Annotated in this window: 20 protein-coding genes, 1 tRNA gene and 1 pseudogene; 16 read left to right on the forward strand and 6 right to left on the reverse strand. The window is 64.7% G+C overall.

Translation table 11 applies throughout. The annotated features are described in order from the left end of the window. Positions 1-72: 72 nt before the first annotated feature. The 3 genes from AC628_RS21255 to AC628_RS21265 all read left to right on the forward strand — a co-directional run bounded on the left by AC628_RS21255 (position 73) and on the right by AC628_RS21265 (position 3914). A complete protein-coding gene (locus AC628_RS21255; protein ID WP_143201721.1) occupies positions 73-666 on the forward strand; it encodes a hypothetical protein in 594 nt (197 codons plus the stop codon). Positions 667-782: 116 nt separating this feature from the next. Then, complete coding sequence (locus tag AC628_RS21260; RefSeq protein ID WP_083633059.1) at positions 783-3494, forward strand: bifunctional diguanylate cyclase/phosphodiesterase; 2712 nt, start codon at positions 783-785, stop codon at positions 3492-3494. Between the two features lie 123 nt (positions 3495-3617). Beyond that, complete coding sequence (locus AC628_RS21265; RefSeq protein WP_074128714.1) at positions 3618-3914, forward strand: septal ring lytic transglycosylase RlpA family protein; 297 nt, start codon at positions 3618-3620, stop codon at positions 3912-3914. Between the two features lie 18 nt (positions 3915-3932). Here the strand turns inward: AC628_RS21265 and AC628_RS21270 are convergent, their stop codons facing one another. After that, entirely contained in the window at positions 3933-6401 is a 2469-nt protein-coding gene (locus AC628_RS21270; RefSeq protein WP_074128715.1) for a PAS domain-containing hybrid sensor histidine kinase/response regulator, read from the reverse strand. Positions 6402-6503: 102 nt separating this feature from the next. Then, positions 6504-7283 (reverse strand): thermonuclease family protein, encoded by a 780-nt coding sequence (locus AC628_RS21275; protein ID WP_074128716.1) that lies wholly within the window; start codon positions 7281-7283, stop codon positions 6504-6506. A 158-nt stretch (positions 7284-7441) separates the two neighbouring features. On the opposite strand from AC628_RS21275, the gene AC628_RS45845 reads away from it, so the two are divergent. The 5 genes from AC628_RS45845 to AC628_RS21295 all read left to right on the forward strand — a co-directional run bounded on the left by AC628_RS45845 (position 7442) and on the right by AC628_RS21295 (position 11314). Beyond that, positions 7442-7570: a hypothetical protein gene (locus AC628_RS45845; protein ID WP_283806610.1), complete on the forward strand. Its 129-nt coding sequence runs from the start codon at positions 7442-7444 to the stop codon at positions 7568-7570. A gap of 53 nt (positions 7571-7623) precedes the next feature. After that, a complete protein-coding gene (locus AC628_RS21280) occupies positions 7624-7830 on the forward strand; it encodes a hypothetical protein (protein WP_016840474.1) in 207 nt (68 codons plus the stop codon). Positions 7831-8001: 171 nt separating this feature from the next. After that, positions 8002-10017 (forward strand): acetyl-CoA carboxylase biotin carboxylase subunit, encoded by a 2016-nt coding sequence (locus AC628_RS21285; RefSeq protein ID WP_074128717.1) that lies wholly within the window; start codon positions 8002-8004, stop codon positions 10015-10017. Positions 10018-10151: 134 nt separating this feature from the next. Then, the gene (locus tag AC628_RS21290; RefSeq protein ID WP_074128718.1) at positions 10152-11018 is read left to right on the forward strand and encodes an isocitrate lyase/PEP mutase family protein; all 867 of its coding nucleotides are present in this window, start codon (positions 10152-10154) and stop codon (positions 11016-11018) included. Next, positions 11015-11314, forward strand: coding sequence for an acylphosphatase (locus tag AC628_RS21295; protein ID WP_074128719.1), 300 nt, complete (start codon positions 11015-11017; stop codon positions 11312-11314). Before AC628_RS21290 ends, AC628_RS21295 begins: the two co-directional genes overlap by 4 nt. Here the strand turns inward: AC628_RS21295 and AC628_RS21300 are convergent. Then, on the reverse strand, positions 11311-12123 hold the full coding sequence (locus tag AC628_RS21300) for a class I SAM-dependent methyltransferase (RefSeq protein WP_074128728.1): 813 nt from the start codon (positions 12121-12123) through the stop codon (positions 11311-11313). The two genes, AC628_RS21295 and AC628_RS21300, sit on opposite strands and share 4 nt — an antisense overlap. A 168-nt stretch (positions 12124-12291) precedes the next feature. Here AC628_RS21300 and AC628_RS21305 point away from each other — a divergent pair, with 168 nt between their 5' ends. Genes AC628_RS21305 through AC628_RS21320 form a run of 4 tightly spaced genes read left to right on the forward strand, consistent with a single transcriptional unit; the run spans position 12292 to position 15405 of the window. Then, positions 12292-12849 (forward strand): GbsR/MarR family transcriptional regulator, encoded by a 558-nt coding sequence (locus AC628_RS21305; RefSeq protein WP_050421614.1) that lies wholly within the window; start codon positions 12292-12294, stop codon positions 12847-12849. Positions 12850-12875: 26 nt separating this feature from the next. Next, positions 12876-13541, forward strand: coding sequence for a DUF4166 domain-containing protein (locus AC628_RS21310; RefSeq protein ID WP_074128720.1), 666 nt, complete (start codon positions 12876-12878; stop codon positions 13539-13541). Then, complete coding sequence (locus tag AC628_RS21315) at positions 13538-14974, forward strand: TIGR01777 family oxidoreductase (protein WP_074128721.1); 1437 nt, start codon at positions 13538-13540, stop codon at positions 14972-14974. The genes AC628_RS21310 and AC628_RS21315 overlap by 4 nt, the downstream gene beginning before the upstream one ends. Positions 14975-14985: 11 nt before the next feature. Continuing rightward, on the forward strand, positions 14986-15405 hold the full coding sequence (locus AC628_RS21320; protein ID WP_074128722.1) for a hypothetical protein: 420 nt from the start codon (positions 14986-14988) through the stop codon (positions 15403-15405). Here AC628_RS21320 and AC628_RS21325 read toward each other — a convergent pair. Then, a complete protein-coding gene (locus tag AC628_RS21325) occupies positions 15402-16259 on the reverse strand; it encodes a LysR family transcriptional regulator (RefSeq protein ID WP_143201725.1) in 858 nt (285 codons plus the stop codon). The two genes, AC628_RS21320 and AC628_RS21325, sit on opposite strands and share 4 nt — an antisense overlap. A gap of 112 nt (positions 16260-16371) precedes the next feature. On the opposite strand from AC628_RS21325, the gene AC628_RS21330 reads away from it, so the two are divergent. Continuing rightward, positions 16372-16797, forward strand: coding sequence for a tautomerase family protein (locus AC628_RS21330; protein WP_074128724.1), 426 nt, complete (start codon positions 16372-16374; stop codon positions 16795-16797). Positions 16798-16800: 3 nt separating this feature from the next. Here AC628_RS21330 and lipB read toward each other — a convergent pair whose 3' ends face one another. After that, positions 16801-17529, reverse strand: a complete 729-nt coding sequence (gene lipB / locus AC628_RS21335; RefSeq protein ID WP_074128725.1) for a lipoyl(octanoyl) transferase LipB — start codon at positions 17527-17529, stop codon at positions 16801-16803. A gap of 60 nt (positions 17530-17589) precedes the next feature. Here lipB and AC628_RS21340 point away from each other — a divergent pair, with 60 nt between their 5' ends. Both AC628_RS21340 and AC628_RS21345 read left to right on the forward strand, forming a co-directional pair. After that, positions 17590-17835, forward strand: a complete 246-nt coding sequence (locus tag AC628_RS21340) for a FliM/FliN family flagellar motor switch protein (protein ID WP_021080574.1) — start codon at positions 17590-17592, stop codon at positions 17833-17835. A gap of 92 nt (positions 17836-17927) precedes the next feature. Then, positions 17928-18012 (forward strand) — tRNA-Leu (locus AC628_RS21345). On the opposite strand, the gene AC628_RS21350 is transcribed toward AC628_RS21345, so the two are convergent. Continuing rightward, positions 18013-18303 (reverse strand): hypothetical protein, encoded by a 291-nt coding sequence (locus tag AC628_RS21350; protein WP_143201723.1) that lies wholly within the window; start codon positions 18301-18303, stop codon positions 18013-18015. A 608-nt stretch (positions 18304-18911) separates the two neighbouring features. Here AC628_RS21350 and AC628_RS21355 point away from each other — a divergent pair. Then, a pseudogene (locus AC628_RS21355) lies at positions 18912-19350 on the forward strand (hypothetical protein); the annotation flags it as partial.

Genomic DNA, 19350 nt, shown 5'->3' on the forward strand with positions numbered 1-19350 from the left:
ACGCAGCGCCAAGGGGTGGCCGGGGCAGCCGAGACGTCGGCGCAACCGGCTACCGCTGTAAGCAAAGGCTTAATGCCTGCGACATATTATCCCACGAAGACTCCCCTCCGTGCTAACAGCCCCTTAACCATGCGGCTTTTGCCACTCAAGGATCCTGAGCGGTCCTGGCGTCAGATCAAGGCACAATGGAAGAAGGACGCTGAAGGCGTCGGAGAAGACTTTGCCGCTTTCGGCGGCATCAGCGCCTTTGAAGCGCTGATAGCCAGAGAAGGCGACAATCAGGGGCTGTATCACCTGACCGACGGCGAACGGGTCCATTCGGTCTGCCAGGTCAGGCGTCTTTTGATGAGCCGATATTCGGCGCCGGCTCTCAGCGCGCGTTTCGTCAATGTGTCTCCGATCTACGATCTCGGACTCACCGATATCAGCAATTACGCCCAGATGCTTGTGGCGCTGTTCTCCGGCGTCGTCTGGCTGTCGCGTGATACGCTGTCGGCCAACCACATCCGGTTTCTTCTGAAGAGCCCGGGCGACTCGCAATTCTTTGCTGCGCTCAAGGTCGTGACGCCGTCCTCACCATTCTCGAAATTCACCATCGAGGGCGCGTTGATCGAATGCAGCCTGAAGGAGACGACGGCGTCGCCGGCTGGAGCGGCCGTCTCCTGACGATCTTCGCGCCGATCGCGTTCATCTCCGTATTCGCCTTAACCGTCCGATAACTGATTTTCCTAACGACCCCTTGGGTTGTGTTCCCGTAGAAGGGCACGCGCAGGGGCAGGAAAATGTCGGTTGTCTCAACGAACAGCATGATGCCGGAATGCCGGCGGCTGTCGATCAAGGATGTGTTGCGCGCCGTCAGGTTCGGCGCCATTCAGTGGCTCGTCCTGAGTGCCGCGTTGCTGGTGCTCGCGATCGCGCTTGGCACCGGCTATCTCGCGCTGCAGTTTCGCGAGCGCACGCTGGAGACGTCCGAACGCGAGCTGAACAACACCGCGCTGCTGCTGTCGCGGCATTTCGACCAGCAGCTCAGCGATCTCCAGCACGTCCATGACGACGTCTTGAATTATCTGCGGTCGGAGCAGGTCGAGACCGCGGATCAGTTCGAAAAGAACATGTCGCTCCTGAGCGCGCACGAGATGCTGCGCACGCGGCTGGCGGCGCTGCCGCATGTCGGCGGGCTCAATCTGTTCAATGCCAAGGGATGGCTGATCAACTCGTCCGAGATGTGGCCGGTGCCCGATATCAGCATTGCGGACCGGCGTTATTTCCAGGAGTTCACCTCGGGGCGGCCGACGTCGCCGGTGATCGTCGAACCAGCGATGAGCAAGGTGACCGGCAACTGGACCACGATCTTTGCGCGCAAGATCACCGGGCGCAACGGCGAGATCATCGGCTTCGCGAGCCGCGGCGTCGAGCCCAGCCATTTCGAGGATTTCGTGGCCTCGCTGGCGCTGAACGGCGACACCGTGATCTCGATGATCCATCGCGACGGCACCATCATCGCGCGCTATCCGCAGGATGCCGGCGTGGTCGGCCGCAACATCAGCGACCAGCCGCTGTTCCGGAAGGTCATCGGCCTCGGCGGCAACACGTCGGGCCGGTTCGTCGGCGGCTCCGGCGAGGAGAATGTCGGCGCGGTGCGGTCGCTATCGCACTTTCCGATCATGATCCTTGCCACCACCAGGACCTCCAGCGCGCTGGAGGACTGGCGCGCCCAGACCAAGCTGCAGTTCTGCGCCGCGGTGCTTGCGGTGCTGATTGTCGTCATGACGATCTTCCTGATCGTCCGTCAGTTGCAGCGGCAGCACGATGCGGCGCAGCGGCGGCTGTCCGAGAAGAGCCAGCACCTCGACACCGCGATCAACACCATGACGCAGGGGCTGCTGCTGTTCGATGCCTCGGCGCGACTCGTGATCTGCAACCAGCAATACATCGACATGTTCGACTTATCGCCCGATATCGTGAGGCCCGGCTGCCATCTGCGCGACCTGATCGTGCATCGCCAGGCGATCGGTTCATTCGTCGGCGACGTCGATGAATATTGCGCCCGCTTCACCAATCCCAGGGGTGACGAGATCCGGGACTCCGTGATTATGACGCCTGACGGCCGCAGCATCCGTCTGATCTACAAGCGGGCGCCGGACGGCGGCTGGGCCACCACGCTCGAGGATGTCACCGATGGGCGGCGGGCGCAGGCGCGGATCGAGTATCTCGCGCATTACGATGCCCTGACCAATCTGCCGAACCGGACGCTGTTCCAGCGCCACGCAGAAGCGTTGTTGCGCGAGACCACCGTGCGCGAGTTCGCGATCCACTACATCGACATTGACGAGTTCAAGCGGATCAACGACACGTTGGGCCATCTGATCGGCGATGAATTCCTCAGGCGCGTGGCCGAGAAGCTGCGCCAGTCGGTCGGATTGAACGACTTCATCGCACGCCTCGGCGGCGATGAGTTCGCGATCGTCCAGCATGACATCGCCTCGGACGACGACGTCAGCGATCTGGTGGCGCGCGTCTATCAGTCGCTGCGCACGCCGTTCGACTGCCTCGGCCATTGGCTGTCGAGCGATGCCAGCATCGGGATTGCGATCGCCCCGCGCCACGGCTCCGACCTGTTCGGCCTGCTCAAATGCGCCGACCTCGCCATGTACGCGGCCAAGGCCGCCGGCCGCAGGACCTATCGCTTCTTCGACCCGGCGATGGAGAAGCAGGCCAATCTGCGCCGCGCGCTGGAGGCCGATCTGCGCACCGCGCTTGCCGAGGGCGGCTTCGAACTGCACTACCAGCCGTTGGTCGACCTGCGCAGCGACGAGGTGACCGGGTGCGAGGCGCTGCTGCGCTGGCGCCATCCGGTGCGCGGCATGATCTCGCCGGCGGAGTTCATACCGCTTGCCGAGGAGACCGGGCTGATCGAGGAGATCGGGCAGTGGGTGTTGCGCACCGCCTGCATCGAGGCGGCAGCCTGGCCGGCGCATGTGCGCCTCGCGGTCAACGTGTCGCCGATCCAGTTCAAGTCGGAGACGCTGGCGCTCAAGGTTGCGAGCGCGCTTGCCGAGAGCGGGCTCGATCCGCGCCGGCTTGAGCTCGAGATCACCGAGGCGGTGCTGATCGCCGATGACGATGCGGCGCTGGTCACGCTCGGCCAGCTTCGCGCGCTCGGCGTCCACATCGCGCTCGACGATTTCGGCACCGGCTACTCGTCGCTGCAATATCTGCAGCGCTTCCCGTTCGACAAGATCAAGATCGACCGCAGCTTCGTCAAGGAAGTCACCCGCAACTCGGGCTCGGCCTCGATCATCCGCGCGGTGGTCTCGATCGCCGCCGACCGCAACATGATCACCACCGCCGAGGGCGTCGAGACCGATCAGCAGCGCGACACCGTGCAGATGCTCGGCTGCACGCAGATGCAGGGTTATCTGTTCAGCAAGCCGGTTCCCGCGCAGGACGTCCGGACGCTGCTCGCGGCCGAAGGGGTCGAGGACGCGGCCTGAGCGCGCTGCTCGGCGCAGGTCCTCGGCAAAAAAGTTCCTAAAAATCGACCGGCCGACGCGCCAGACGCGGAACCGAACCCGTGGAACCGCGTTCCCTTGCGGGGCTCGACCGGCAGGCAATCAATGAAGACCGCAATAACGTCCGCGGCCATGCTGCTGTTTACCTCGTGCATGGCGAACGCAGAGAGTGGGCTTGCGTCCTATTACCATGGCATCGGCAGGAGCGGCGAGATGACCTGCGCGCATCGCAGGCGGCCGTTCGGCAGCATGATCACCGTGTCCTATCACGGGAAGTCGATCCGTTGCCGCGTCAACGACCGCGGCCCGTTCATTCGCGGGCGGATCATCGATGTCTCGACCACCGCGGCCCGCGCGCTCGGCATCCTGCAGCTCGGCGTCGCGCATGTGGTGATCGAGTAGCGCGCGCTGGACGTTAGGTCAGGGCTTGGAGGCGGTAGCGCGCTGCTCGGCGATCGCCTTGCGGAGCGTGCGCGACAGCGCCTCGACCGAATAGGGCTTCTGGATCAGTTCGAAGCCGCTATGCGCGTTCTCGGCGAGCACGTTGCTGTAGCCACTGGTCAGCACCACCGGCAGGCCGGGAAAGCGATCGCGGATGACGCCGGCGAGCTCGACGCCGTTCATCCCGGGCATGATCACGTCGGAGAACACGAGGTCGGCGGCGAACTCGTTCTCGGTGAGGATCGACAGCGCGGCGTTGGCATTCGCAGCGCGCTTGACCGAATAGCCGAGATCCTCGAGCAGCTCGGTGGAAAACTGGCCGACATCGTCGTTGTCCTCCACCACGAGGACGCGATAGCCACGGCCGATCGAGGCCTGCTCGGTGCCCGCGCTGGTCGCGACCTTGGCGTCGATCGGGCGCATCGCCTGCGGCAGATAGATCGTAAAGGTCGCGCCTTGCCCCGGCGTAGAGGTGACCTCGATGTCGCCGTCGGATTGCTTGACGAAGCCGAAGGCCTGGCTCAGCCCGAGGCCTGTTCCCTTGCCGACCTCCTTGGTCGTGAAGAACGGTTCGAAGATCGCGTCGAGATTTTCCGGCGAGATGCCGGTGCCGGTATCCTGGATCGAGACTGTGACGAAATCGCCGCTGCGCGAGGCCTGCGCGCGCAGGGCAGGGATGTGCTTGACCTTCCTGACGCCGATCGTCAGCTGGCCTTCGCCGTTCATGGCATCGCGGCCGTTGACCGCAAGATTGATCATCGCGGTCTCGAACTGGCCGATATCGGCGATGGCAAAACAGTCGGGATCCTCGATCCTGACCTCGATGTGGATCCGTGCGCCGACCAGCGGGCGGATCAGCTGCGTCACGCTATCGACCTGGGTCCCGACATTGAACACTTCGGGATTGAGCGGTTGCCTGCGCGCGAACGCCAACAGCTGCGCGGTCAGCTTGGAGGCGCGCTCCACGGTCTCGGCGATCGCGTCGATGTAGCGGCGGCGCCGCTCGTCCGGCAGCTCGCGGCGGCGCAGGAAGTCGGTCGCCGAGCGGATGATGGTGAGCAGGTTGTTGAAGTCGTGCGCGACGCCGCCGGTGAGCTGGCCGACCGCTTCCATCTTCTGCGATTGCCGCAGGGCTTCCTCGCCCCGGCGCCGTTCGGTGATGTCGACGGCCTCGGGCACGGCGCCGACGATCGTGCCGTGCTGGTCCTGCAGCGGCCGCATCGCGAAATCGAAATAGCGCTCGCCGATCGGCAGCTGCAATTGCAACTCGATCTTGACCTCTTCGCCGCGCATCGCGGTCGCGAAAGCATTCTGGATCACGCGCGGCACGCCGTCGGTCGCAGTGAACCATGGCGTGTCCCAGAACGGCTTGCCGACGACGTCAGTGGCCTCGGCGCGGATGCCGGCCAGCGCGGTCTGGTTGGTGTAGAGCAGGCCGCCATCGCGGTTGAGCAGCATCTGATATTGATGGCTGGTTTCCAGGATCGCGCGGGTCTGCGCCTCGCGGGACTCGAGCTGGGCGGTGCGCTCCAGGATGCGCCGCTCCAGCGATTCGTTGAGCTTGCGCAGCTCGATCTCGGCTTCCTTGGCTGCGGTGATGTCGTGGGCGACGCCGATGAAGCCGATATGCTTGCCGTTCGGGTCCCAGCGCGGCTGCGACTCCGAGCGCAGCCAGCGCCAGTCGCCCTTGGCGTTCCGGTAGCGCGCTTCGAGCACGAACGGCTTGAGCGATAATTCGCCGGTGATCTGCTCCTGCAGGATCTGCGGCAGGTCGTCAGGATGCAGCGCCTTGCGCCAGTCGAACACGATCGCTTCCTCGAACGGCAGTCCGAGGAAGTCGAGATAGGCCTGGTTGGCGAAGGAGCGGGTGCGGTCGAGCTTGGTCACCCAGATCGGGACCGGCGCGCTGTCGGCGATCAGGCGGAAGCGTTCCTCGCTCTCGCGCAAAGTTTCCTGCGCCAGCATCTGATCGGTGACGTCGAGATCGGCGCCGACCAGCCGCAGCGCGCGGCCGCTGCGGTCGCGCTCGATCTTGGCGACGACGCGGATCCAGCGGCTCTCGCCGTCGTTCGGGCGGATGATGCGGTACTCAGCCGTGTAATCCTCGCCGCCGGCCTTGAGCACTTCGAACAGGTGCTTGATCGTGCGTTCGCGATCGTCGGGGTGGATGCGCGCGACCCAGTTCTCGTAGGTCTCGTTGATCTCTTCGGGCGGCAGGCCGTGGACCAGCAGATATTCGGGGGAGCGGCGGTTGCGCACGCCGTCGCGGAAATCGATCTCGAGCCCGCCGACCCGCGCAATGCGCTGGATCCGCGCCAGCTCGGCCTCGCGCTCCTGAAGCTCGCGATGCGCGCGATCGCGTTCGCGCGCGATTTCCTCGAGGTGCTGCCGCAGCCGTTCGGCTGCCGCAGCTTCGGGAAGTACATCAGAGGGATCGGGTGGGGTCATTCGCGCCGGCAACCTCTTGGCGCAGTCTCACACAGGACAAGGCGGCTTTGCCAGCGTGATTTACAGCGCTCACTTGCCTCGCACTCGCTCTTCACTTGCGCATCACTTGTTCTTGGGCGGACGGCAATTATAGGCCCTGCGGAACCCGGCGGCCTGCGCATCCTCTTCGGAGCAGAACCAGCGATCCGGATTGCCGAGGCCCGGGTAACTGCGGCACGCCTGCAGATGATAGATGCCGATATTGCCGGTGACGCGGGCGCGTACCGCGTACTTGCCCTTGATGTTGCAGCTCGCCGGCATCGGCAGGTCGGCGGGGAAGAGCGCGTCGCGGATCTGGGCGTCGCGGTTGGCCGGGCAGGCGTTGCCGAGCAGGGCGCCATCCTTCCTGGCGGTGCGAAAATCGCGCGGCGCCACGAAGCAGCCTTTCCATAGCCCCGCGCGGCTGTCCTTGGCCGTGGCTTCATCCGGCTTGAATCGGCCAGTGGCCGACCCCTCAAGATTGAGAGCATAGCCCTTCTGTACCAGCACCTGGCTGAGGCTGGTCGGGTCGCCCTCGATCTTGCAGACGCCGAGGCGGCGCTTCTTGAAGCTCGGATCGACGCCGATATCGTCGCAATGAACGGGCTTGCCGTCGATCAGCTTGGTCAGCTGGTCGCGCGCTTCCATTCCGCAGGACCAGACGTCGGCATGCTCGTCGATGCAGAGCTGGTCGACCGCCGGCGCGTCGATGCCGTCGAGCCGATAGGTCGTGTTGCCGAGCTGAACGGTGCCGGCGTCCTTGATGACCGCAGTGACCGCGGGGCCGGCCGTTGCAGACGGGACGGGGCTTGCGGACAGGCATGTCAGGAGAAGCGTCGTGATGACCGGATTTCGAAACCGCATTTTCTCACTTCAGATCCTTGGCGGGCAACCGGACTTCTAGCACAGGCCGGTACGATCCAACCAAGGACTGTTCGCGAACGGTGCGTGCGCGCCGTCACATCCCGACCGGCTTTCCGCGACGTAGAACGGAGGTCCGTTGTTATTGAAGGGATGCTGACATGGCCGAGTTCATCATCAACGTCATCGTCGACGTAGTGACCGACATCTGGACCCTGCAATGTCTCGCGCGCTGGCGGCGCAAGAAGCAGGCCGCCGAAGTGGCGGCATTTGATCAAAGATCCAATTGACTTGATGAGAACAAAATAGGAACATGATGCGCCACCTCAATCCCGGATACCTCATGATGTCTGCGCGGCCCGAATCTGACGACGATGACGGGCTGGAAGCGGCTGTCGATCAGGCGATCTCCGCCTGCGGCGGGAATCTTCGCGCGACGATCCGGGCGCTGATCGTGGCCAATGAATTCCTGGAGAATGAGGTCAGCGAGCTGATGAAAGCCGTCGCCAAGGCCCATTCCCGCGGCCGCTTCAAGACCTATTCGGGCTGAAGTCCCCTCGGGCTACCGCCAAGGACCGGCCAAGCGCCGGGCAGGGTCTGCAATAGACCGTTGCCTCCGGGATAATTTGCTGTACCAACGGAGTGGTTACGCCCGTGCCGGATTGCGCGGGGAGGAAATCCTGCCAAAGCCCAAGTCCCAAGAAGCCCAAGCAAGAAGAGCATGTTCAAACGAATTCTGATCGCCAACCGCGGCGAGATCGCCTGCCGGGTCATCAAGACTGCGCGCCGTATGGGGATTGAGACGGTTGCCGTCTACTCCGAGGCCGACCGCGACGCGCTGCATGTCGAGATAGCCGATGAGGCCGTGTTGATCGGCCCGCCCGCCGCGGCCGAGAGCTATCTGTTGATCGACAAGATCGTCGAGGCCTGCCGCAAGACCGGCGCGCAGGCGGTGCATCCCGGCTACGGCTTCCTGTCCGAGCGCGAAGCATTTCCGCGTGCGCTTGAGGCCGCCGGCATCGTCTTCATCGGCCCGAACCCCGGCGCCATCGCCGCGATGGGCGACAAGATCGAATCCAAGAAGGCGGCCGCGAAGGCCAAGGTCTCGACCGTGCCGGGCCATCTCGGCGTCATCGAGGACGACAAGCACGCGGTCCAGATCGCCGATGAGATCGGCTATCCCGTGATGATCAAGGCCTCCGCCGGCGGCGGCGGCAAGGGCATGCGCATCGCGCATTCAAAGTCGGAGGTCGCCGAAGGCTTCAACCTCGCCAAGGCCGAAGCGAAATCGTCGTTCGGCGACGACCGCGTCTTCATCGAGAAATTCATCGTCGATCCCCGGCACATCGAGATCCAGGTGCTCGGCGACAAGCATGGCAACGTGATCTATCTCGGCGAGCGCGAATGCTCGATCCAGCGCCGCAACCAGAAGGTCATCGAGGAGGCGCCGTCGCCGCTGCTCGACGAGCAGACCCGCCGCAAGATGGGCGAGCAGGCGGTCGCGCTGGCCAAGGCGGTGAACTACGATTCGGCGGGCACCGTGGAATTCGTCGCCGGCCAGGACAAGAGCTTCTACTTCCTGGAAATGAACACCCGCCTGCAGGTCGAGCATCCCGTCACTGAGCTGATCACCGGCGTCGACCTCGTCGAGCAGATGATCCGCGTCGCGGCCGGCGAGAAGCTCGCGATCGCACAGAAGGACGTCACGCTGACCGGCTGGGCGGTGGAATCGCGCGTCTATGCCGAGGATCCGTTCCGCAACTTCCTGCCCTCGATCGGTCGTCTGGTGAAATACCGTCCGCCGGCCGAGGCCAGCCATGACGGCATCACCATCCGCAACGACACCGGCGTGCAGGAAGGCGGCGAGATTTCGATCCATTACGATCCGATGATCGCCAAGCTTGTCACCCACGCCCCGTCGCGCGCCGCGGCGATCGAGGCGCAGGCGACCGCGCTCGACGCCTTCTATGTCGACGGCATCAGGCACAACATTCCGTTCCTGTCGGCGCTGATGAACCATCCGCGCTGGCGCGAGGGCCGGCTCTCGACCGGCTTCATCGCCGAAGAATTCCCGAAAGGATTTTCCGCGCGTGCGCCCGAGGGCGAGATCGCGCGGCGGCTGGCGGCAGTCGGTGCCGCCATCGACCACGTGCTGGGCGAGCGCAAGCGGCAGATCTCGGGCCAGATGGGCGGCCGCGTCGTGATGCGCGAGCGCCGCCGCGCGGTCTGGCTCGACCGTGCCGAGATCGCGCTCGATGTCGCACGCGAGGCCGACGCCATCGCGGTGCGCTTCATTGGCGACGACGGGCTGCCCGGCAATCCGCACAATCTGGTGTCGGGCTGGGTGCCGGGCGAGCCGGTCTGGCAGGGCACCATCGACGGCAACTTCGTCGCCGTGCAGGTGCGGGCGATCAACAACGGCTTCCGCCTCGCGCATCAGGGTTTTGAGGTGCCGGTCTATGTCTTCACCGAGACCGAGGCGACTTCGGCGCAATTGATGCCGGTGGTCTCGGCCGCCGACACCGGCAAGAAGTTGCTGTGCCCGATGCCCGGCCTCGTGGTTTCGATCGCGGTGACCGAGGGCCAGGAGGTCAAGGCCGGCGAGACGCTCGCCGTCGTCGAAGCCATGAAGATGCAGAACGTGCTGCGCGCCGAGCGTGACGGCACGGTGAAGAAGATCCACGCTGCCGCCGGCGCCACGCTTGCGGTCGATGCGCTGATCCTGGAGTTCGCATAAACTCGTCATTGCGAGCGCAGCGAAGCAATCCATCTTGCGGCTGGGAAGACATGGATTGCTTCGTCACTTCCGCGCAAAATTGCCCTGCAATTTTGTCGCGAGCTACTCGCAATGACGAATGAGGAGTCTCTGACATGGCCTTCCGCAAACGCCGCGAAGCACTGCGATCTATCCTCAACGGATCGACCTGCATTCGTCCGGGCTCTGTCTATGACGCGACCTCGATCCGGATTGCGGAGGACCTCGGCTTCGAGCTCGGCATGTTCGGCGGCTCGGTGGCCTCGCTCGCCGTGCTCGGCGATCCCGACATTGCGCTGATCACGCTGACTGAATTCGCCGAGCAGATCCGCCGCATGTCGCGGGCATCGCCTCTGCCGGTGCTTGTCGATGCCGATCACGGCTACGGCAACGCGCTCAATGTCCGCCGCACCGTCCAGGAAGTGGAAGCCGCAGGTGCCGCCGGCCTCACCATCGAGGACACGCTTCTGCCGCAGGCATTCGGCGAGGCCAAGACACAGCTGATCTCGATGGAGGAAGGCGTCGGCAAGATGAAGGCCGCGCTCGACGGGCGCAGCGATCCGTCGCTCGTCATTCTGGGCCGGACCGGCGCCGTCTCGATCACCAATCTTGACGACGCGATCGCCCGCGCCAGGGCCTATCAGGCGGTGGGTGTCGATGGCCTGTTCTTCACCGGCATCAAATCGCGCGGCGAGCTGGAGGCATTGTCGGCCGCGACCTCGCTGCCGATCGTGCTTGGCGGCGCGCCGGAGGAGATGACCGCGCTGGACTATCTGGCAAGCCAGCGCGTCAGGATCGCGCTGCAGGGCCACGCGCCGTTCGCGGCCGCGACCCAGGCAGTCTATGAGACGCTGAAGGCGCTGCGCGAAGGCACCTCGCCAAAGAACCTCAAGGGCATCGCCTCATCCGAACTCACCAGCCGCGTGATGCGCGAGGCGGAGACCAAGGCGCGCAGCGGCGAATTCCTCGGCTTGAAGAAGTGAGCGGCGTGATCCGCCACGTCAGGATTACCGGACGCGTCCAGGGCGTCGGCTATCGCGCTTGGGTTCACGAAAATGCGAATGCGCGCGGCCTCGAAGGCTGGGTCCGCAACCGCCGTGATGGCAGCGTCGAGGCCGTCTTCGCGGGCTCCGAAGATATCGTTGCCGACATGATCAAAGCGTGCGGCCGCGGGCCGATCTCGGCGCGCGTCGGCAGCGTACAGGCTGACGCCGGCACGCTTGACCTTTTGAACCTGCGCGGGGCGGGCGAGCGGTTCGCGTTCCTGCCGACGGTCTAAGCGGCCGAGATCACCAGCGCCTGAATCTTGCCGTCGAGAGGACCGTTGCCGAAGCGCTGCGCCAGCGTCTCAGCCACGCGCTGCGTTGCCGCCTCGAGCGTCGGTTGACCCTGCGCCTCGATCTCGCCGCGCATTGGCGTGCCCTGGCAGTAGGCCATGGCGACATCCTCTGGTGAAGCCGCGGGACTGCGAAGGGTTACCAGTTCGATGGCTATGTCGCGAAAGCCTGCAGCGGTCAGGTCGGCGCGAATGCGCGCCGGATCATGGTAACCGTGCGGCGTCCGCGCCATGAATTGCGGCGGATTGCTCGGATATACCTGATGCATCGTTCGCTGCATGACGTCGGCGAAGTCGTTCTCCTCGATCTTGTCCCAGACGTTGAAGAAGTACCGTCCGCCGGGCCTGATTACACGCCGCGCTTCGGCGTAACCCTTGACGCGGTCGGGGAAGAACATGGCACCGAACTGGCAGGCGACGATGTCGAAGCTCGCGTCGGCAAACGGCAGTGACAGCGCGTCGGCCTGCTGCCACCGGATGTTTGGCTTGCCTGCGAGGCGCGTCTTCGCCTGCGCCAGCATCGGCTCGTTGAGATCTGTCGCGGTGATATTCGTATCGGACAATTCCGCCGCCAGGACGGTGGTGGCGGCCCCGGTGCCGGCTGCGATTTCCAGCAGGTCACGCGGCCGATGGCCTTTGATGCGCTGCGCGAGGTCACGGGCGTACGGCGCAAAGATCATTGGCACCATCAGCCGGTCGTAGAGCTGCGGGACCGATCCCGCGAATACCTTGTCGGAAAGGGGGGCCGTCATCATGCATTCCTTCGCAAAAAAGCAGATGGCCGTCCTGGCCGTCACGGGCAGAAGCCGCGTCCGAAGTATGGACCAGCGATCCGTCCCCGCCAACGCCTCGAATGGTGCCGTACCGCGGCACCGGTCGCGGCGCTTGACTTCTGCTCCGAACAGTCTGATATTTCTGTCATGACAGAAATAACCGCCAAGAGAAAACTTCCGGCCGTCGTGGAGCGGTTCATCCTGCATTGGGGCGACATGGGCGACGAGTGGGGCGTCAACCGCTCGGTCAGCCAGATCCACGGGCTGCTCTACCTCGCCGAAGCGCCGATGACCGCCGAAGACATCGCCGACACGCTTGGCATGGCGCGCTCCAACGTCTCCAACTCGATCAAGGAGCTGTTGTCCTGGGGATTGATCCGGCGGGTGCCGATTCTCGGCGACCGCCGCGACCACTTCGAGGCCGAGACCGACATCTGGGAGGTCGCCGCCAAGATCGCAGCCGGACGCAAGGAGCGCGAGATCGATCCCGCGCTCGCGGCGCTGCGCGCCTGCGTCTCCGACGCGGCCGACGATCCCGCCATCAGCCCGCTCGCCAGCAAGCGGCTGAAGGAGATGCTGACATTCACCGAACTGGTCGACCGCTGGTACACGCAGATGCTGAACGTGCCGCGGCCGCGCCTGGTCGCGCTGATCAAGCTCGGCGAGAAGATCGTGAGTTTCCTGCCCACAGGCAGAGCCAAATAGGGGCCGCGGCGTAACGGGAGTGTGCGATGGCGTCAGCAAGGATATCCACCTTAAAGACAGCACCTGCTTCCGACACCAAACTGCTCGATGACCATCGCTTCCGCGCATTGCTGTCCGACGAGGATTGGGGCCGCCTGCCGGTCGCGATCTGGCGGCGCTTCTCGAAGCGGTTCGAGGACGGCAACACCGTCGTCTATGTCGGCGAGGTCGAGGAAGCCGCGAGCAGCCGCGTCGGCTGGTGGCTGGCACAGGCCGCACGGCTGATCGGCGGGCCGCTTCCGACCGGCAGCGAGACCGGCGTGCCGATGATCGTCACGGTCACCGAGGACGCCGCGAGCGGCGGCCAGGTCTGGACCCGCATCTGCGCGCGGCGCGACGGCTTTCCGCAGGTGATCCATTCCGCCAAGCGCTTTGCCGGGCCGACCGGGCTTGAGGAATATGTCGGCTTCGGCGTCAGCATGGCGCTCAAGATCGCGGTCGAGCACGAGGCGCTGGTGTTTCGCAGCGTCGGCTATTCGTTGCGGCTTGGTCCGTTCCGCCTGTCGCTGCCCGAATGGCTCACGCCCGGTGACCTCACCGTGACCCATTCCGATCTCGGCTGCGGCGACTTCCGCTTCACGCTGGAGATCATCCACCCGCGTTTCGGCCGGCTGATCCGTCAGTCTGCCGTGTTCAGGGAGGCCTCGTCATGACGCCCCTGCTGTGGACCCTGGTCGCCATCCAGATCGCGATGGGCGCATTCGACACCTTCTATCACCATGAGTTCACCGAGCGGCTGGCCTGGCGACCGTCGCAGCGCCATGAGCTTCAGCTGCACAGCGTGCGGAACATGCTCTATGCGCTGCTGTTCCTCGTGCTCGGCTGGCTGGAGGTGCACGGCATTCTTGCGATCGCCATCTTGGCCGTGCTGGTGGTCGAAATCGTCATCACGCTGATGGATTTCGTCGAGGAGGATCTGAGCCGCAAGCTGCCGCCGAGCGAGCGGATCAACCATACGCTGCTGGCGATCAATTACGGCGCCATCCTCGTGCTGCTGGTGCCGGTCCTGATCGGCTGGGCGATGCTGCCGACCGCTGTCGCGCCGGCTTATGCGGGCCTTCTCAGCTTGTTCGCAACGGCTGCGGCCTTCGGCGCCGCATTGTTCGGCGCGCGCGACTTTGCCGCCGCCAGACGCCTCGGACGGATGGCAAGCCGGCCGGCCGCGACGCTGGTCGAGAAACTGCCGCCGCGGCAGACCGTGCTGGTCACCGGCGCGACCGGCTTCATCGGCAGCCGTCTGGTCGCAAGCCTCACAGCATCAGGCCACCAGGTGATCACATTGATCCGCAATCCGGCGAAAGCGGAGATGTTGCCGCCGCCGGTGACGCTGATCACGAGCCTCGACCAGTTGCCGGCCGAGACCCGGATCGACGCCATCGTCAATCTCGCGGGCGAACCGATCGGCAACGGCCTGTGGACCGAGGCCAAGCGCCGCAAGATCATCGCCTCGCGGATCGACATGACGGCTGATGTCGTCAAGCTGATCGCGCGCCTCGATCGCAAGCCGTCGGTGCTGGTGAGCGGATCGGCGATCGGCTGGTACGGGCTCTGGCAGGACCAGGTGCTCACGGAGTCGGCGAAGTCCCATGCCTGCTTCAGTCACGACCTGTGCGAGGCCTGGGAGAATGCGGCCAAGCCCGCCGCCGAGCACGGCGTGCGCGTCGCGTATTTGCGGATCGGTCTCGTGGTTGGCACCGATGGCGGCTTCATCACGCGGATGCTGACGCCGTTCGAGTTCGGTCTCGGCGGGCCGCTCGGCTCGGGCAAGCAGTGGATGTCGTGGATCGAGCGCGACGACCTCGTGCGCTTGATCGCCCATGTGATCGCGAAGTCTGAACTCGCGGGGCCGATCAACGCGACCGCGCCGATCCCGGTGACCAATACGAAATTCACCGAGGAGCTCGGGCGCCGGTTGCACCGGCCCGCGATCTTCCGCGTGCCGGCCGCGCTGTTGCGCACGGTCGGCGGCGACTTCGCCGAGGAGCTGCTGCTTGGCGGCCAGCGCGTGCTGCCGAACAAGGCGCTGAGCGACGGGTTTGTGTTCCGGCACGAAACCCTGCGCAGCGCGTTCGAGGCGATCCTGTAGAGGAGGCGTATATGTCCAGCTCTTGTTGTCGTGCGTTCGGTGGCTGGCTCGCGGGCTGCGGCGCCGCGACTGCGGTTCTCGCGAGCGTTATCCAGACCTTCCTGATGATTGCATCCGGTGGCGACATCGCGAGGCTCGCAGGAACCACCGTTGCCCTTCTGCCGTTTTCGTTCCTGACCTTCGTCGCTGTGTGTTTTCTAACGGCGATTCCGGCCCTGATGGTCATTTGGCTCGCCGAACTGTTTCACGCACGATCAGTCGTGTTCTTCGGTTGTGGCGGCGGCGCGGTCGGCGCGTTCTGCATCACCCTGCTGGCGCCATCTAGCGCGATCTGGATAGCCGGCTTGGGGGAGCTGTTCGTCGTCGCCGGGTTCGTCGCGGGCGCGACCTACTGGGCTGTTACGAGAGAGGATCTCGGTTACTCACGCTAAGCCGCCGCGGCCACGCTCCGAAATGTTGCCGCCAGTGTCCGCAACGCCGCGAGCTTAGCGGGATCGCTGACCTTCGAATGCAGCATAACCTTTGACGAGCCGAGCCGCGGCAGCTTGTGCGCGGGGCCGATATCGATCAAACCCGGCGGCGCGATGCGGCGGACAAGGGGAGCAACTGCAAGCCCTGCGAGCGCCGCCGCGACCACCGCGGTGACGCCGCCGCCGACAAAGCTCTCGGTCCAGGCGATACCGGCCTTGTCGAGCGCACGCACCGCGAGGGCGCGCACGCCGCAGGGCGGTGCAAGCGTTGCGAGCGGCAGCGCATCGCCGCGCGGCCAGACGAAGCGCTTGGCGGCGAACCAGCCGAATTCATCGTCGGTCAGTTTCTCGCCGCCGCGCCGGCTGCCTTCCTGGCGTACGATGACCGCGTCGAGCTCGCCGGCGTCATAGGCATCGAGCATCTCGCGCGAGAAGCCGATGGTCACGGACAATGCGAGCTGCGAGGCCATCGCGTGCAGCCGCTCCAGCAGCGGCACCAGCTCGGGGCCGGCGGCGTGATCGCTGATCCCGAGCGTGAGCCGCTGCCGCGCCGGCTCCTCGCCCGACAGCGCACGGTCATGCACCTCGATCAGCGCGCGGGCGTGGTGCAGGAAGGCGGCGCCGTCGGCGGTCAGCCGCACCGCGCGCGGCGAGCGCTCGACCAGCCGTTTGCCGAGCACCGTTTCGAGCCGCTGCAATTTCATGCTGATCGCCGCCTGCGTGGTGCCGAGCGCCTCGGCGGCGCGGGTGAAGCCCTGCAGCTCGGCGACGAGGAGGAAGGCCTGCACGGTGTCGATGTCGAGCGTCGTCATGATCAACTATCGTTATCATTGCTATCCATATAGATAAGATATCAAGATGGTGCGCGAAGGTCTAGCTAGAGGAGGCGCGATTGACCCGCGCCAACCGAACTCAAGGAGACTGATCATGCCGCTCATCACCGTCACCTATGCAACCTCCCGCGAGAGGCCGTCGCTGAAGTCCGACATCGCCGCCGCCGTGTCGGACCTGACCGCGACGATCCTGCACAAGGACCCCAAGGTCACCGCCGTTATCGTGAAATCCGCAGACGCCGCCGACTGGTTCGCCGGCGGCAAGTCGCTCGCCGAGCAGGGGCTCGCGAGCTACTGGCTCGACGTCCATGTCAGCGAAGGCACCAACACCAAGGACGAGAAGGCGGCCTATCTTGCCGCGCTGTTCAAGCGGATGGGCGAGTTGCTCGGGCCGCTCCATACCGAGAGCTACGCTCATGTCGACGAGGTGAAGGGCGATGCCTACGGCTTCGGCGGCCTGACCCAGGAGCGCCGCTACATCGCCGGCAAGATCGAGGTCGCGCCGCAGAAGGCGGCGTGACCGTTAAAGCGTCGCTTCCGGCAGGCGCGCTGCGGTGTCGCCGAACACCTCGGAAAAAGCCTGCCGGAGCGCGATGTCGACATCGGCCATGGTGACCGGCAGTCCGAGATCGACCAGCGAGGTGACGCCGTAGCGTGGATCGACCACGCCGCAGGGCACGATCGCCTGGAAGTGGGAGAGGTCGGGCTCGACATTGATCGCAATGCCGTGGAACGAGACCCAGCGGCGCAGCCGCACGCCGATCGCGGCGATCTTGTCCTCAAAGCCCGGACCCTTGTCGGGGCGTTTCACCCAGACCCCGACGCGGTCCTCGCGCCGCTCGCCGCGGACGTTGAAGGCCGCAAGGGTGCGGATGATCCATTCTTCCAGCGAGGCGACATAGGCGCGCACATCCGGCCGGCGCCGCTTCAGGTCGAGCATCACATAGGCCACACGCTGGCCGGGGCCGTGATAGGTGACCTGGCCGCCGCGGCCGCTCTGGAACGTTGGAAAGCGCGGATCGAGCAGGTCGTCGGCTTTGCCGCTGGTGCCGGAGGTGTAGAGCGGTGGGTGCTCCAGTAGCCACACCAGTTCTGGCGCCGAGCCGTCGGCGATCGCCGCCACTCGGGCGTCCATGGCGGCGAGAGAATCGGGGTAGGGCACCGGACGGTCCGCAATCCGCCACTCGACCGCTTTGCCGCCCGAAGGGCGCGCAAAGGTCGTCAAATCGAGGCTTTGGCGGTCGTTAACCATTGGCTAACCCTAACGTGGTCAGGTGAACCCACAATTTAGTTCCCGTTCGGCGGTTCAGAAGTGCCCACGCTCGATAAAGTCAGCGTCGATCTCATGGTGGTTCTCGGTACCACCACCATGCCGATTCACCAGGTCATGCGGCTCTCCCGCGGCGCCATCATCGAACTGGATGCCACCGAGGCCGACGAGGTCAAGATCCTCGCCAACAACCTGCCGGTCGCCAGCGGCGTCGTCCTGGTCGACCGCAACCGGATTGCGGTCGAGGTCAAGCAGATGCTGCCGAAATCTCCCGGGGTTCGCAGTTAATTCGCGCATTAATCGCCTTGTCCCTGCATCCGTGATTTGTTACATGGCCCCGTCGATGCGGCGGCGCCTTAGGGTTCCATCCGACATCCTTAGCGCTCGTGGCGGAATTGGTAGACGCGCTGCCTTGAGGTGGCAGTGGGTAACACCGTGGGGGTTCGAGTCCCTCCGAGCGCACCATCAACTCACATTTCCCATTGAAATAATTGGGCTTTTTTCCGGGGATGACCCGGGAATGGGACCACTCCGTTCCTGCGCACTGTTCGCTTGCGGCACCGCCAGCCGGTTGTCCAGTGACTGGCCCCGATCGAACGTGACGATTTTCTCCATTCCACTGATGCCAAGCCTCACTCGATTCGCCTGCGCGATGTAATGGGCGGGCATTTTCGGGTCGGTCCAGCCGAACGTCGCTGTCATCCGGCTCTTGGTGTAGTCGGCGTAGGCAGCCACTTCGGCACGAGCCTTGCGCACACCATGGCAACTCTTCTTGGCTCGTTGACGCCGGCCAGGACCGCGCACTTCTTGAACTTGTGGCCGCCCAAGCCTTCTTGTTTATCGGCCGGACTCGCCCGCGCACGACTTTGCCGGCGAACACTCGGACGTGGATTTTCATTTGCGTGATCGGCGTAGCGGCACTGCCGGGAGCCGCGGTCGGATTGGCGGCGGCGTCGGGACTGAGCTTGCGCACGCGGCCCCTGATCAGGCCGTAGCGCGCATGCGCGGCCACGCCTTCAAAGGCATCGTCGCGAGCGCAGTCGCGAATTAAATCTCAACCGATCGGAAGCCCACGTGCGAAAAGTCTCTTGCGAATAAGGCGAGCCGCTGCGCAACCGCCCATGTGAAGATCATTTTGAAGCCATTTTTCGCCATACTTGATCTTTAGCCAATCGACGAGCAGTCGAGGGAGCGTACCTCGAAATCTCCACTGCGTTGGAATGTGCCCGCGCCATCGCGTGCGGCGGGCATGCGGTATGTCGCGCGGTTCGCGGCAGTGGAATGGTCGCGCGGTTCGCGACAGTGGTATGTCGCGCGATTCGCGACGGTGGAATTCTTCGTTCAATCTTTGGAAGGAACATGGAATGGCACTTGCCGCGCCAGCAGGTTTCACGTCGAGCAATCTCGTTTACCAGGAGAGCTTCTCCGGAACGACGCTGGACAGTTACTGGCACAACTACATCACCAGTCGCGCCGCCAATGGTTGGGCGTGGAATAGCAATGGATCAGGCGGTAGCGGGCCGGGCGGCGCATTCGACGCCGATTACGAGATGCCGAGCCAGGTGACCGTGAACAACGGCATCCTCGATCTCACGGCGACCACGCAGCAGGTCAGCGGCATCAATCAGGGCACTGCGCAGACATTTCCGATCACGTCCGGTGCCGTCAGCAGCTATGGCAACTTCGAATTCGACGGCGGCTACCTTCAGATCAGCATGAAGGCGCCGAGCGGCGACGGTGCTTGGCCGTCGCTTTGGCTGATGCCCGGTGCGGGCTCGAGCAGCGGCGACAATTTCGAGATCG

This window comes from Bradyrhizobium sp. NAS96.2, assembly GCF_001908235.1.
GTDB lineage: Bacteria > Pseudomonadota > Alphaproteobacteria > Rhizobiales > Xanthobacteraceae > Bradyrhizobium.

Coding starts and splice junctions, on each gene's coding strand:
- AC628_RS21315 (WP_074128721.1), top strand. CDS start 13,538: ATGACGCCCCTGCTGTGGACCCTGGTCGCCATCCAGATCGCGATGGGC.
- lipB (WP_074128725.1), bottom strand. CDS start 17,529: ATGGTTAACGACCGCCAAAGCCTCGATTTGACGACCTTTGCGCGCCCT.
- AC628_RS21270 (WP_074128715.1), bottom strand. CDS start 6,401: ATGACCCCACCCGATCCCTCTGATGTACTTCCCGAAGCTGCGGCAGCC.
- AC628_RS21285 (WP_074128717.1), top strand. CDS start 8,002: ATGTTCAAACGAATTCTGATCGCCAACCGCGGCGAGATCGCCTGCCGG.
- AC628_RS21320 (WP_074128722.1), top strand. CDS start 14,986: ATGTCCAGCTCTTGTTGTCGTGCGTTCGGTGGCTGGCTCGCGGGCTGC.
- AC628_RS21305 (WP_050421614.1), top strand. CDS start 12,292: ATGACAGAAATAACCGCCAAGAGAAAACTTCCGGCCGTCGTGGAGCGG.
- AC628_RS21275 (WP_074128716.1), bottom strand. CDS start 7,283: ATGCGGTTTCGAAATCCGGTCATCACGACGCTTCTCCTGACATGCCTG.
- AC628_RS21290 (WP_074128718.1), top strand. CDS start 10,152: ATGGCCTTCCGCAAACGCCGCGAAGCACTGCGATCTATCCTCAACGGA.
- AC628_RS21280 (WP_016840474.1), top strand. CDS start 7,624: ATGATGTCTGCGCGGCCCGAATCTGACGACGATGACGGGCTGGAAGCG.
- AC628_RS21330 (WP_074128724.1), top strand. CDS start 16,372: ATGCCGCTCATCACCGTCACCTATGCAACCTCCCGCGAGAGGCCGTCG.
- AC628_RS21265 (WP_074128714.1), top strand. CDS start 3,618: ATGAAGACCGCAATAACGTCCGCGGCCATGCTGCTGTTTACCTCGTGC.
- AC628_RS21300 (WP_074128728.1), bottom strand. CDS start 12,123: ATGACGGCCCCCCTTTCCGACAAGGTATTCGCGGGATCGGTCCCGCAG.
- AC628_RS21260 (WP_083633059.1), top strand. CDS start 783: ATGTCGGTTGTCTCAACGAACAGCATGATGCCGGAATGCCGGCGGCTG.
- AC628_RS45845 (WP_283806610.1), top strand. CDS start 7,442: ATGGCCGAGTTCATCATCAACGTCATCGTCGACGTAGTGACCGACATC.
- AC628_RS21310 (WP_074128720.1), top strand. CDS start 12,876: ATGGCGTCAGCAAGGATATCCACCTTAAAGACAGCACCTGCTTCCGAC.
- AC628_RS21255 (WP_143201721.1), top strand. CDS start 73: ATGCCTGCGACATATTATCCCACGAAGACTCCCCTCCGTGCTAACAGC.